9 protein-coding genes are annotated in these 14144 nt (G+C 64.4%); 6 read left to right on the forward strand and 3 right to left on the reverse strand.

Annotated features, from left to right (window positions below; all coding sequences use genetic code 11):
- The 3 genes from ACPQ6D_RS23130 to ACPQ6D_RS23140 form a co-directional block, all read right to left on the reverse strand.
- A partial coding sequence (locus tag ACPQ6D_RS23130) for an AAA family ATPase (protein ID WP_423226719.1) occupies positions 1-795 on the reverse strand: 795 nt, incomplete at its 3' end.
- 191 nt (positions 796-986) lie between these two features.
- Positions 987-1895, reverse strand: coding sequence for a class I SAM-dependent methyltransferase (locus ACPQ6D_RS23135; protein WP_423226720.1), 909 nt, complete (start codon positions 1893-1895; stop codon positions 987-989).
- Between the two features lie 63 nt (positions 1896-1958).
- Positions 1959-5546 carry a helicase-related protein gene (locus ACPQ6D_RS23140; RefSeq protein ID WP_423226721.1) on the reverse strand — a complete coding sequence of 1196 codons (3588 nt, stop codon included), beginning with the start codon at positions 5544-5546 and terminating at the stop codon, positions 1959-1961.
- A 413-nt stretch (positions 5547-5959) separates the two neighbouring features.
- On the opposite strand from ACPQ6D_RS23140, the gene kdpF reads away from it, so the two are divergent.
- From kdpF to ACPQ6D_RS23170, 6 genes are read left to right on the forward strand one after another with little or no spacing between them, the layout of a single operon-like run.
- Positions 5960-6052 carry a K(+)-transporting ATPase subunit F gene (kdpF, locus tag ACPQ6D_RS23145; protein ID WP_423226722.1) on the forward strand — a complete coding sequence of 31 codons (93 nt, stop codon included), beginning with the start codon at positions 5960-5962 and terminating at the stop codon, positions 6050-6052.
- Entirely contained in the window at positions 6049-7794 is a 1746-nt protein-coding gene (gene kdpA / locus ACPQ6D_RS23150; RefSeq protein ID WP_423226723.1) for a potassium-transporting ATPase subunit KdpA, read from the forward strand. Before kdpF ends, kdpA begins: the two co-directional genes overlap by 4 nt.
- Positions 7795-7810: 16 nt before the next feature.
- Positions 7811-9952, forward strand: a complete 2142-nt coding sequence (gene kdpB, locus ACPQ6D_RS23155) for a potassium-transporting ATPase subunit KdpB (protein ID WP_423226724.1) — start codon at positions 7811-7813, stop codon at positions 9950-9952.
- A gap of 12 nt (positions 9953-9964) precedes the next feature.
- On the forward strand, positions 9965-10555 hold the full coding sequence (kdpC, locus tag ACPQ6D_RS23160; protein ID WP_423226725.1) for a potassium-transporting ATPase subunit KdpC: 591 nt from the start codon (positions 9965-9967) through the stop codon (positions 10553-10555).
- Between the two features lie 50 nt (positions 10556-10605).
- Positions 10606-13290, forward strand: a complete 2685-nt coding sequence (locus ACPQ6D_RS23165; RefSeq protein ID WP_423226726.1) for a DUF4118 domain-containing protein — start codon at positions 10606-10608, stop codon at positions 13288-13290.
- Positions 13287-13979, forward strand: coding sequence for a response regulator (locus ACPQ6D_RS23170; RefSeq protein ID WP_423226727.1), 693 nt, complete (start codon positions 13287-13289; stop codon positions 13977-13979). Before ACPQ6D_RS23165 ends, ACPQ6D_RS23170 begins: the two co-directional genes overlap by 4 nt.
- Positions 13980-14144: the final 165 nt, after the last annotated feature.

Here is a 14144-nt window from a genome sequence, read left to right on the forward strand (position 1 = left end):
AGCGACAAGAATGCCCAGCGCGCGCAGCGTGCCATCCGACATATTAGCGGCCAAAAACCGCCACGGAAACTCTGAACCAGCGACTGCCTGACCAAACTCAATCGTTTCTTTGGGTCCTAGAACCCGGTGTTCAACCCGGCGTACGCCCGGGACAATTTTGCCGAGGTATTCTTCGATGCGCTGCTTGGTCGCAGGGTTCTGGGCCGTCAACTGCGCTAAGACGCCGGCCAGGTTACTCCCATCGCGTGCCAGAAGCTTACCGGAATCGGGGGACTGTAAGTCACGGATGCGATCGGGATTCAGGCTGTAGAAACCCATGTTAGAAAATGCGTCATAGAGAGGACGGAATTCGGGTAACCCCGAGGCATTGACCAGGTAGAGCCGATCAGACGAGACGGCAGGGGCTGTCTTGCTGCTTACAGAGGTGAGGTTACCGTTCTCGACACGGAAGTGACGCCCACTCGCCCCGTAGATGAAACATTCTTCCTGCTGAACCTCATACCCTCCTCCGCGTTGTGAGCCAATGCGAAAGGCGTAATGGCCGTTCTCCCCACTCCGCAGGCAAAAACTCAGGCGCATCCCAAAATGCGTGGGATGTCCACCCGACCTGCGGCGCACGTCATTGATCCCTCCGCGGTCACGCAGCGCGTGGTCCAGCGACGTCCGCAGCGCATCGGCCACAAAGCGCAGCGCATCCAGGAAATTGCTCTTACCGGCGCCGTTGGGGCCGACGAGAAAAGTCAGGGGCCCCAGCTGAACATCGCAGGCCGCAATACTCTTGTAGTTCTTGAGCACGACCCGTCGCAGAAAGGTTGAGTCTCGCATGGTGTCACTTCTTCCCTCGTTCCCAGCGCTCGCGCCAGTCACGGTCAACGTACATCGCACCGAAATCCGGCTCGCGCGTAACCGGGCGCTGCATGTATTTTACCATACAGCGCGCCGACCGCTGTGCTCGCAGATTGGCCGCTACGCGCCCATTCTGGATGCTAAGTGTCGAGTGCAAACCAGATGTGACTACTACGATGAAAATAAGCCAGTTGAAAACCCAGAAGCAAGGCTTGAACCACCACAAAGCCGTGTTTGGCAAAGACTGCCAGCCAGTCGTCAACGGTTTTGAACTGAAAAGGCAGATTGATCTGCTGCAAACCACCTATAACGACATTGCCAAAGTAATCGAGAAACATCAGGTAACCTAGCTGATCCGAGGGTGCCATCGCTACGAACTCGCCTAAGAGCGCGTCGTGCGCCAGGGCCGCGCTCAGGCCAACGAGGTTTGACGGCAGCGCATAGCACTCCTCTTCAACCACGACACGTCGCGCCACCCGTCGCATTCCGGACAAAGCAGAAGATAGATTGGCAGGATCAATATGATGCAGCGTCGAAAGGGTTAGAACTGTGTCGAAAGACCGGTCTGCAAACGGCACAATATCGGGTTTTTCTATACGCACAAAAGGCAACTTACGGACTTCCGTGTCTCGGTAATCGAGTATATCGGTCAGGCCTACCTGGTACCCCTGACGGTGGAGCAGTCCAGCCAATGCTCCATCACCACACCCAAAGTCTAGCACTCGCCTGCCCACGAGCCACGGCTCGACATGAGCGAACCGCATCAACGGCTTCACGTCGCGCTTGTAGTGACGGTACGCTTGGGTGAACCAGAAGCTGGGCTCGTCGGTTCTGAGGATGCGGGCCTGGATATGCCTCAGCGCAGCCGTGAATTCAGCCTCGCTCTGGCAGGTCTCAACGAGCTGCTGGAAAATGGATCCTACCATCGCGTGGAGTTCGTTGGCATGATGCGGCATCCTATCGCAGTAGCTCTGTCTGATGGCCTTCTCAGCAAAGGCCACGACGTTCGAGTTGCCACAAAGACGAGCGAACTCTCCGCTGTGCTCCATACGTGACCTCTTCTCCTCCCGACGCACCGTATTGACTTCCTTCACCTGGCGCTGAAGGCTGACTCAGGCTGGTTCTCCTGCTCGTGCCAGCAGTTCGGCGAAGTCATAATTCACGCTCGTCACGCCAAAATCGGGCTCACGCCGGAACGGCCGGCGCAGATAGTGAACCCGATGGGTATGATGGTCGAAAAATTCGACAATCGCCAGAATGTAATCATCCGGCTTGTTGAGCGAGGTGAGAATTTCATTCTTGGTCACGGTGATGGTCTGCGCGCCGCTGATGCGACCCTTGACCTCGATCAAGCGCAGATGACCGCGGCGCGGGTCGCGGCTTTCGATGTCATAGCCAAGATGCTCCAGCTCGCGATCAGTTGGGTCGCAGCCGAGTCGGCGCTCAACCTCCATCACAATCGCGCGGGCCGCCGCGGCCGCGGCCTGCGTATCCGCCGACGGCGCGGGGCTAGGCGCCGGTTGGCCGCTCACGCGGGCAAGCAGTCCGATAGGTACCACCACCAACCCGCCGAGCACCACCGGCGGCAGGGCTGAAATCTGCGCTTCCAGATCGAGCTGCTCCGTGCGCTTCTGCAGGCGCACCTCCAGCTCGTCGGCGCGGCGGCGGGCTTCCAGGGAGTTCAGACGGGCGTTGGGCCGGCCGGCCTGCTCCTGCAGCTTCAGATCCTCCGCGCGATGATCCCAGTAGCCGATCTCCTTGGTCAGGCGGTCCTTGACCGCGGCGCGGGTCTTTTCGATCCAGGCCAGGCGCCGGCCGCGCACTTCCTGCACATGCCCTGGCACCATGTGGCCGATCGCGTGCGCCACGGCCTGCCTTTCCAGATCGCGCGTGATCCAGGCACACTCTGGCCGCTCGATCAGGGTTTGCACGTCCGGTTCGTCGGCTCGCAGCGGACGATAATCGAGATACGGCGCATAGTGCAGGTGCCGCGCCTGGCCCGCGGCATCCAGCTCGACGTACAGCATCTGCTTCGAGATTACGCGGCGCTCGCCGCCCGGCGTCACACTGGCGTCCTGGATTGCGTGCTGGAGATAGAAGAGCACGCGGGGCGCCGTCCCGAGATCGCTTTCGTCAACCAGGATCGTCCCCCGGCGCAGCAGGTCGCGCTGGCGCTCCAGCAACAGGTCGAGCGTGGCGTCGAGCAGCGGGTGACCGGGGCAAACAAAGGCTGCCAGCGGCTGACCCTGCGGCGACACGAGCGACTTCTCGAAGGCAATGCGCTCGTAGCGCGGCAGCACCGGTTCGCCCGTCCCAACCTGACGATCGCGGTTGCGCACTGGCCCGGGCACGTGGGTGACCTCGTAGCGCCGCGGCTCGCGCTGACGGAGCGTGCCGCCGAGCAGCTTGAACGCTTCAAGGAAGAAGGACTCGATGTAGTGCGGCTGCAGGCGGCGGGCCTCCGCGCGATCCATCTCTTCACGCACCAGGGCCACCCGGCCGGCATCCATGATCTCATGCACGAGCGCCCGCTCCGCCAGCAGGTTCTCGATCTGGGTGCGATCAACCGCATCAGCGATGACGTGGGTCAGGCGTGCGCGCACCTCGGGCCGTTCGCCGTAGCGGATCGCCTCGATCAGCAGGTCGCGCAACGGCTTACCCTCGAACTGCAATTTACCGAGCACATCGAAGACCTGGCCGCCGAGCGCCTGGCGCGCCTGCTCGAGCTTTTCCAGCAGGGTGCGGTAGACATCCCCCTCGCGGGTTTCTTCCGCCACCAGGTTCCACAGGTGGCAAACCTCGGTTTGGCCGATGCGGTGAATCCGGCCAAAGCGCTGCTCCAATCGGTTGGGATTCCAGGGCAGGTCGTAGTTGATCATCAGATGCGCGCGCTGCAGGTTGATGCCCTCGCCGGCGGCATCGGTGGCCAGCAGCACCTGCACTTCGGGGTCGTGGCGGAACGATTCCTGGGCCTTCAGGCGCTCCTCGCGGCCCATGCCGCCGTGGATTATGACCACCGCCTCGCGGCGGCCAAGCAGCGTCGTGATACGACTCTCCAGGTAGCTGAGCGTGTCGCGGTGCTCGGTGAACAGCACCAGTTTCTGGCGCGGCGACGGCGCCGGCTTGGGGATGGGGCCGGCCGTGTAAGACGCCCGTTCGTCGGCCAGGCGGTTGGCGATACTGGCGGGCGTGAAGATCTCGCTGAGCAGGCTGGCCAGCTCGCGCCACTTCGTGTCCGTGCCGCTGCGGCGAACGGCGAGGGCCAGCGACTCCAGGCCCTTCAGGGTCTCAATCTCGGCTTTCAACTCGGCGATGGAGCGCGCGGCCGTCGCCTGGTCAAGGATCTCCTCCTCGACCACAGCCACTTCGTTGTCCGGCGCATCTTCCAGGTCTTCGAAGTCCTCTGGGCTGCGAATAAAATCCTGTAAATCCTGTGAATCCTGTCTACTATTTATCCCGGCGCCGCGCTGCAGCACTTCCAGCTCACGCAGGCGGCTTTCCAATCGCTCATGCCGCCGGCGCAGCGATTGGTAGATCGCCTCGGGCGACGAAGCGAGCCGCCGCTGCAGGATGGTAAGCGCAAAGCCGATGGTGGCGCGCTTGTCCTTCTGCAGCGCATCGGCGCGGTTGAACTCCTCGCGCACGTAGTCGGTCACCGCCCTGTAGAGGTGGGTCTCGGCCGCTGAGAGCTTGTAGGGCGCCGTGTAAGCGATTCGCTCCGGGAAGAGCGGCGTGCCGTCGAACTTCAGCAGGTTTTCCTTCACCATCCGGCGCATCAAGTCGGAGACGTCCACCTGGTGCACGCCATCGCGAAAGCGGCCCTCGAAGCGGTCGCCGTCGAGCAGCGCCAGGAAGAGCTGAAAGTCCTCCTCCTTGCCGTTGTGCGGCGTCGCGGTCATCAGCAGGAAGTGGCGCGTCAAGGTGGCGAGTAACTGGCCGAGCTTATAGCGTTTCGTGTATTTGATTTCGCCGTTGAAGAAGGTGGCGGAGAGCTTGTGCGCTTCGTCGCACACCACCATATCCCAGCGGCAGTCGGCCGCCTGCAGCTTCTGCTGCACATCAGGGTCGCGGGCGAGTTTGTCGAGGCGCGCGATGACCAGGTTGTTCTCCAGGAACCAGTTGCCGGTGCGCGCCGCTTCGAGCTTGTCGTTGGTGAGGATGTCGAACGGAAGATGGAAACGCCGGTAGAGCTCGTCTTGCCATTGCTCCGCCAGGCTGCCTGGACACACAACCAGGCAGCGCTGTAGGTCGCCGCGCACGATCAGCTCCTTGATGAGCAACCCCGCCATGATGGTCTTGCCCGCCCCGGGGTCATCGGCCAACAGGAAGCGCAGCGGCTGGCGCGGCAGCATCGCTTCGTAGACCGCGGTGATCTGATGGGGCAGCGGCTCAATCAGCGATGTATGCACCGCCAGCAGCGGGTCGAAAAGATGGGCCAGGCGGATACGGTGCGCCTCCGAGACGAGCCGAAAGAGGCGCCCATCGCCGTCGAAGCTCCACGGCCGGCCCTGTTGGACCACCTCCAGTCGCGGTTCGTCGTGGCGAAAGAGCAGCTCGTTGGCGACGCGGCCGCTCGGCTCCTTGTAGGTCAGCTCAATCGCCTCGGAGCCGAACCATTGCACGTTGACCACCGTGACCAGGGCATCGGGCACGATACCGCGCAACGCGGCGTTGGGCTGAAGTTGTTCGAGTTGGCTCATGCGGACAGGCTCCAATGGGCGGCTGACCAGACATGAGGCCCATTATACCGGGATCACATCGTTCGTGCAATCTGTCGCGGCCAAGACTGCCTGTTTCAAGGCCCAAAAACCCGACTTCTCAAAGAAGTCGGGTTTTTAGCTTATATACCGGTCGGCCGCCGGCGCCGTGGCATCGCCCCCAGGCTTGACCATTTCTTAACACGGTCCCTGCCTTTCTTGTCCGCCATTTGACGCGCGTCAGGTGTACAGTAGAGACAGCGTCACGGTCAACGGCCGCGCCGTCTGCTTGAGCAGGACGTGATTTGTGGAGGTGTCTCGATGGGCGATCTCGCATTTGTGGGCCTGGCGCTGATCTTCTTCGCCGCCAGTTGGGGCTTCGTGTGGATGTGCGACCGGCTGAAAGGAGGCGGCGCATGAGCCTGATGGTTGTGGCCCTGGGTCTGATCACACTGGCGCTGCTGATGTATCTATTCGTGGCGCTGTTGAAACCGGAGAATTTCGGATGAGTACGTTGGAATGGCTTTTGCCAATTGTCTACCTGGCTGTCCTGCTGCTGCTCGTCAAGCCGCTGGGCGGGTTCATGGCGCGCGTCTACAGCGGGCAGCGGACGTTTCTGCACCCCGTGCTGGCGCCCGTCGAGCGCCTCTTCTATCGCACCGCGGCCGTGAACCCCGACGCTGAGATGACCTGGAAGTCGTACGCCGTGACGATGCTGGTCTTCAACCTGCTGGGGTTCCTGGCCGTCTATGCGCTGCAGCGGCTGCAGGGATTCCTGCCGCTCAACCCGCAGGGGCTGGCCGCGGTGGCGCCAGATTCGTCCTTCAATACGGCGGTTAGTTTTGCCACCAACACCAACTGGCAGGGCTACGGCGGCGAAACGACGATGAGCTACCTCACGCAGATGCTGGCGCTGACCGTGCAGAACTTCGTCTCCGCGGCGACGGGCATGGCCGTGCTGGTCGCCCTGGCGCGGGGCGTGGCTCGTCACACGGCGCAGACGATCGGCAATTTTTGGGTGGATCTGACGCGCAGCACGCTCTATATCCTGCTGCCGTTGTCATTGATCCTCGCGCTGCTCCTGGTCTCGCAAGGGGTGGTGCAAACCTTCCGGCCATACCAGACTGCGAACCTGCTGCAGCCGACGATGGATGCCAACGGCCAGCGAATTACTGAGCAGACGCTGGCCGTCGGCCCCGCGGCCTCACAGGTCGCGATCAAGCAGCTGGGCACCAACGGCGGCGGCTTCTTCAATACGAACTCGGCGCACCCGTTCGAGAATCCCACGCCGCTGTCCAACTTCCTGGAACTGCTGGCGATCCTGCTGATCCCGGCTGCGCTCTGCTACACCTTCGGCAAGATGATCGGCGACACGCGCCAGGGCTGGGCCATCCTCGCGGCCATGACGCTCATCTTTGTCGTGCTTGTTGGGATGGCGGTCTGGGCGGAGCAGGGCGGCAACCCGGCGCTCACCGCCGTGGGCGTTGACCAGGCGCCAAGCGCCGCGAACCCCGGCGGCAACATGGAAGGCAAGGAGGCCCGTTTCGGCGTTGTTAGCTCCGCGCTCTGGGCCACGGCCACCACGGCCGCGTCGAACGGCTCGGTCAACGCCATGCACGACTCCTTCATGCCGCTGGGCGGGCTGGCGCCGCTGTGGCTGATTCAGTTGGGTGAGATCGTCTATGGCGGCGTCGGCTCCGGGCTGTACGGGATGCTGGCGTTCGTCATCGTCGCAGTGTTCGTCGCCGGGCTGATGGTCGGCCGCACGCCGGAATATCTCGGCAAGAAGATCGAGGCCTACGAGATGAAGATGGCCTCGCTCATGATCCTGATTCCGGTCGTGGTGGTTCTGGGGGGCACGGCCATCGCCGTCGTCAGCCCGAGCGGACAGGCCGCCATCGGGAACCCCGGTGCGCATGGTTTCAGTGAAATCCTGTACGCCTTCTCCTCGGCCGGCAACAATAATGGCAGCGCCTTTGCCGGCTTGGGCGCCAACACCCCCTTCTACAACACCGCGCTTGGCCTGGCCATGCTGTTCGCCCGTTACTGGCTCGCCATCCCGGCCCTCGCCATGGCCGGCTCGCTCGCCAGCAAGAAGAAAGTCGTCGCAGGCGCGGGGACGCTGCCCACGCACACGCCGCTCTTCATCGCCTGGCTGATCGGCGTCATCGTGATCGTCGGCGCGCTCAGCTTCGTCCCCGCGCTGGGGCTTGGCCCGATTGTCGAGCATCTGATGGTCTACGGCCACTGATAGGACAGGTATTGCGATGACGACCCAACTCAAGAAACCGGCCTCCATGCGGCGTGAGCTGTATCAACGCGCCATCCTGGAGTCGTTTGTCAAACTGAATCCGCGCGCGATGGCGCGCAATCCGGTGATGTTCGTGGTGGAAGTGGGCAGCGTGCTCACGACGCTCCTGTGGGTGCAGGCGCTGTTCGGCCGCGGCGAAGCGCCTGCTGCCTTCATCGGCGCGGTCACGATCTGGCTGTGGTTCACGGTGCTGTTTGCCAATTTCGCCGAAGCTGTGGCCGAAGGGCGCGGCAAGGCCCAGGCCGAAGCGCTGCGCCGCACACGACATCAGACCCAGGCCAAGCGGCTGCTGCAGCCTGTTGACGCAGTTCTGCGTGAGCTGCGCGCAGCCGCGAACGGCGCGCTTGCAGAGCGCCCCACCTGCCCATGTGAAACGATTTCCTCGGCCGTGCTGCGCCGCGGCGACGGCGTCCTGGTGGAGGCCGGCGACGCCATTCCGGCCGACGGCGAGGCGATCGCCGGCATTGCGTCGGTGGACGAGAGCGCGATCACCGGGGAGAGTGCGCCTGTGATCCGTGAAGCCGGCGGCGACCGCAGCGCGGTCACCGGCGGAACGCGCCTGCTCTCGGACTGGCTCCTGGTGCGCATCAGCGCGGACCCCGGCGAGGGCTTCCTCGACCGCATGATCAGGCTGATCGAAGGCGCAAAACGCCAGAAGACGCCGAACGAGATCGCCCTGAATATCCTGCTGGCCGGTTTTACCATCATCTTCCTGGTCGTGTGCGCGACCCTGCTGCCCTATTCGGTCTACAGCGTCGCGGCCGCCGGTCAGGGCGCCCCGATTACGATCACCGTGCTGATTGCCCTGCTGATCTGTCTCATCCCCACGACCATCGGCGGCCTGCTCTCGGCCATCGGCATCGCCGGCATGGACCGCCTCATCCAGCGTAACGTAATTGCCATGTCGGGCCGCGCCGTGGAAGCCGCGGGCGACGTAGATGTGCTGCTGCTGGACAAAACCGGCACGATCACGCTCGGCAACCGCCAGGCGGTGGCGTTCGTCCCGGTCAATCACACCGATCCGCGCGTCCTCGCCGAAGCCGCGCAGCTGGCCTCGCTGGCTGACGAGACGCCGGAGGGTCGCAGCATCGTCGTGCTGGCGAAGGAACAGTACGGCCTGCGCGGTCGCGCCGTCGGCGCGGGGCCTGAGACGCCGACAGGCGCGCACTTCATTCCGTTTACGGCGCAGACGCGCATGAGCGGCGTGGATCTGGATGGGACGCACATTCGCAAGGGCGCGCCTGACGCGGTAGTGGCGTATATCCAGGACTGCGGCCGGCCGGCGCCGCCCGACCTGAGACCAGCCGTAGATGAGATTGCGCGCACGGGCGGCACGCCGCTCGTGGTGGCCCGCAATGGCGAGGCGCTGGGCGTCATCCACCTGAAGGACATTGTCAAGGGCGGGATGCGGGAACGCTTCGCGCAGCTGCGGCGGATCGGCATCAAGACGGTGATGATCACCGGCGACAACCCGCTGACGGCCGCCGCCATCGCCGCGGAAGCGGGGGTGGATGATTTCCTGGCGCAGGCGACGCCCGAAGCGAAACTCAAGCTGATTCGCGAATACCAGGCTGGCGGCCGCCTGGTGGCGATGACGGGCGACGGCACGAACGACGCGCCCGCGTTGGCCCAGGCCGACGTCGCCGTGGCGATGAACACCGGCACGCAGCCCGCGCGCGAAGCCGCTAACATGGTGGACCTGGACAGCAACCCAACCAAGTTGATCGAGATCGTCGAAATCGGCAAGCAGCTGCTGATGACGCGCGGCGCGTTGACCACGTTCAGCATTGCCAACGACGTCTCCAAATACTTCGCCATCATCCCGGCCGCGTTCGTCTCGACTTACCCGGCGTTGGCCGCGCTCAACTTTATGCGCCTGACCTCCCCGACCAGCGCCATCCTGTCGGCGGTGATCTTCAACGCCCTGATTATCGTCGCGCTGATCCCACTGGCGCTGCGCGGCGTGGCCTATCGGCCGGCGCCGGCCGCTCGTCTGCTGCGCGATAACCTGTTGATCTATGGCGTGGGCGGACTGATCGCGCCGTTCATCGGCATCAAGCTGATTGATATGCTGCTGACATTCCTGAATTTGGCGTAGGAGGCGACATCCATGAAGGGCGCGGAATTGACGAGAACATATATCAGGCCGGCCGTCGTGCTGTTGGCCCTGTTTACGCTTCTGACCGGGCTCGTCTACCCGCTGGCGGTGACCGGCCTGGCCCAAGCGGTATTCCCGATCCAGGCCAACGGCAGCCTCATGGCACACAATGACCGGATCGTTGGCTCGGCCTTGATTGGCCAGCCGTTCGATGATCCCCGCTACTTCTGGGGCCGCCCGTCGGCCACGGCGCCCTTCCCCTACAACGCCGCGGCGTCGTCCGGCTCCAACTTCGGGCCGAGCAATCCCGCGCTGATCGCGGCCGTGCAGGCGCGCATCGCCGCGCTGCGGGCTGCCGACCCAGGCAACACCCTGGCGGTTCCGGGCGATTTGGTGACCGCCTCTGCCAGCGGCCTCGATCCGCACATCAGCGTGGCCGCGGCGCTCTACCAGGCGCCGCGCGTGGCGCGGGCGCGCGGCCTCACGTCCGAAGCCGTCGCGCAGCTCGTGGCACAGCAGACTGAAGGCCGCCAGCTTGGGTTCCTGGGCGAGCCGCGCGTCAACGTGCTGAAGTTGAACCTGGCGCTGGATGGGGTAGAATAGGCCACAGAGGATCAATCCGAGCCACCGTCAATCGCGTGCAGAGGACTCCAGTGTCTGAAGAACACGTCCGCCCCAACCCCGACAGTCTCCTGGCCCACGTACAGGCGGAAGAAGCGCGCCAGGCGCGCGGCAAGTTGAAGATCTTCTTGGGCTACGCCGCGGGCGTGGGCAAGACTTTCGCCATGCTCGAAGCTGCGCACCAGCGCCGGGCCGAGGGGGTGGATGTCGTCGTCGGGTACATCGAAACCCACAGCCGGGCCGAGACGGAAGCGTTGGTCTCGCACCTGGAGGTCATCCCGCGGCGCGGGGTGACCTATCGAACGGCGGTCCTGCCGGAGATGGATGTGGATGCCGTGCTGGCGCGGCGCCCGCAGCTGGCCCTGGTGGACGAACTGGCGCACACCAACGCGCCCGGCTCGCGTCACCCCAAGCGTTACCTCGACGTGGAAGAACTGCTGGCAGCCGGCATCAACGTCTACACGACGATGAACATACAGCATCTGGAGAGCCTGAACGACGCCGTGGCGCAGATCACCGGTATCGAGGTGCGGGAGAAGGTGCCTGACAGCGTCCTGGACGAGGCCAGCGAGATCGAGGTGGTGGACCTGCCGCCGCCGGAACTGCTGCAGCGTCTGCAGGACGGCAAGGTCTACGTGTCCGAGCAGGCCGCGCGCGCCATCCAGAAGTTCTTCCGCATGGGCAACTTGACGGCGCTGCGGGAGTTGGCGCTACGCCGCGCGGCCCAACGCGTGGATGAGCAGATGCGCGCGTATATGCAAACGCGCGCCATCCCCGGCCCGTGGCCGGCCGGCGAACGGCTGTTGGTCGGCATCAGTTCCAGCCCCTTGAGCGAGCGGCTGGTGCGCACAGCCCGCCGCCTGGCCGATGAGCTGAAGGCTGAGTGGTTCGCCGTGCACGTCGAGACGCCAGGCGCAGCCGGCCTTTCACAGGCAAGCCGAGACCAAATCGCGCGCGCCCTCCAGTTGGCCGAGGAGTTGGGCGCGAAAGCCGTGACGCTGTCGGGTCAGAACGTCGCTGACACCATGCTCGACTACGCGCGCCAGCACAACGTCACCAAAATCATCGCGGGCAAGCCGCTGCGTCCGCGCTGGATCGAGCTCCTGCGCGGATCGGTGGTGGATCGCTTGATTCTGAACAGCGGCCAGATAGACATCTACGTGATCAGCGGCGCGCTTGAGGGCGCGCCGGCAGCTTCCCCTTCGCCCTGGCGGCCCCACCGCCCCTGGCAGCGCTACCTGTGGGCCTTGGTCATTATCGCAGCCACCACCCTGCTCGGCGCGCCGATCCACGGTTGGGTTTCGCCGACCAACCTGGTGATGCTCTACCTGGCGGCGGTGGTGGTCGCCGCGATCTATCTCGGCCGCGGGCCGGCCGTGGTGGCGGCCGCCACGGGCGTGCTGGCGTTCGATTTCTTCTTCGTCAATCCCCGCCTGCGCTTGTCGGTTGACGATACCGAGTATCTGCTGACGTTCGCCGGCCTCTTCATCGTCAGCCTGGTGATCAGTTCCCTCGCGGCGCGCTCGCGCGAGCAAGCCGACGCGGCCCGGCGTGGGGAAGGCCAGGCTGTGGTTCTTTACGAGCTCAGCCGCGACCTGGCCTCAGCCGGCGGCTTGGATGATATCTTGCAGGTTGTCATCCGCCACGTCAGCCAGACCTTTGGCCGCGACTCCGTCATCCTGCTGCCAGAGGGTCAGTCGCTCCAACACCGGGCCTTCAGCCCTGGCTATGCACCCGATGAGAACGAGTTGGCGGTCGCGACATGGGCGTTCAAGCACGGCGAGCCTGCCGGGCGCGGCACCGACACGCTGCCCGCCGCGGCTGGGCGCTACATTCCGCTCAAGAGCGCGCGCGGCGTGGTCGGCGTGTTGGGCGTCAAGCCTGTTGATCCCACGTCGCATCTGCTGCCCGAACAACGGCGTTTGCTCGAGGCGTTCGCCAGCCAGGCCGCCCTGGCGATCGAGCGCGCCGAACTGGCCGAACAAGCACGGCAGGCGCAGCTTTCACGCGCGACTGAGGAGCTGCAGGCCGCGCTGCTCAATTCGATCTCGCACGACCTGCGCACGCCGCTGGTCTCCATCACCGGCGCCCTCTCCAGCCTGGAAGAGGACAGCGCGTCGCTCGAAGAACCGGCGCAGCGCAGCCTGATCACGATGGCGCGCGAGGAGGCCGAGCGGCTGAACCGCCTGGTGGGGAACTTGCTGGACATGACCCGCATCGAGGCTGGCGCGCTGAGAGCGACAACCGAGCCGTGCGATGTCCAGGAAGTCATCAGCGCCGCGCTGGATCGGCTGGGCCGCCGGCTTGATGGCCGTCCCGTCACCGTGGAGGCGCCGCCCATCCTCGTTCCGATGGATTTTGTGCTGATCGCGCAGGTGCTGACCAACCTGCTGGACAACGCGCTCAAGTACTCGCAGCCGGATACCCCGATTGATATTCAAGCGCGCGTGGTGGACGGCATGTTGGAGATCTCTGTCCTCGATCGCGGCGATGGTGTGCCGCCCGCAGACCTGGAGCGGATCTTCGGCAAGTTCTATCGCGTGCAGCGGCCGACCGGCGCAAGCGGCACCGGGTTAGGATTAGCCATTTGCCAGGGTATTGTCGAGGCGCATCGCGGGCGTATTTGGGCGCAGAATCGGCCAGGCGGCGGTACGATTGTCACCGTGGCTTTGCCCTGCGAGCCTGCCGCCGCGGCGCCGGGAGGCGAGACATCATGACCGATAGTGGACCGCGCGTATTGGTGGTGGATGATGAGCCGGCGATTCGCCGCTTCCTGCGCACCTCTCTCGACGCCCATGGCTATGTCGTGTTCGAGGCCATCAATGGGAAAGAAGCCCTGTCGGCTGCCGCCGCCCATCGGCCCGATCTGATCATCCTTGACCTGGGTCTGCCCGACATGGATGGCATCGAGGTGACGCGGCTGCTGCGCGAATGGACGCAGATACCTATCATCATCGTGACGGTGCAGGAGCAGGAGAGGGCCAAGATCGCAGCCCTGGATGCCGGGGCCGACGATTACGTCACCAAACCGTTTGGCATGGGCGAGCTGCTGGCGCGCATGCGTGCATCGCTGCGTCGTGCGGCCTCTCCAGCCGGTGAGCCTGTGTTCAGTTCCGGGCAATTGACCGTTGACCTGGGCCGGCGCCTGGTCACGATCGGGGAGCGCGAGGTGCAGTTGACGCCAACCGAATACGATCTGCTGCGCACGCTGGTGGCGCACGCTGGGAAAGTCCTGACTCACCGCCAACTGCTGCGCCAGGTGTGGGGTGTGGGCTATGAGAGCGAGACACACCTGCTGCGCGTCAACATGAGCAACCTGCGCCACAAGCTGGAGCCGGATGCAGCGCGGCCGAGTTATGTCCTGACTGAGCCGGGCGTGGGCTATCGGCTGCGCACCAACGCCTGATGCGGGGTTCTGAAGCAAAAGAAAGTCGGGGCAAGCGGTCATCTCACCGCTTGCCCCGATTTTGATTCTGAACCGTAACTATTCAGGCATCCTGCGCCGATTGCAGCCGCCGAATGAATTCGGGCCGCAAGGGCGTGCCGCCGCCAGGTCGGCCGGAGCCGACCG

The sequence above is a fragment of the Candidatus Amarolinea aalborgensis genome (assembly GCF_900491745.1).
In the GTDB taxonomy this organism is placed as follows: domain Bacteria; phylum Chloroflexota; class Anaerolineae; order SSC4; family Amarolineaceae; genus Amarolinea; species Amarolinea aalborgensis.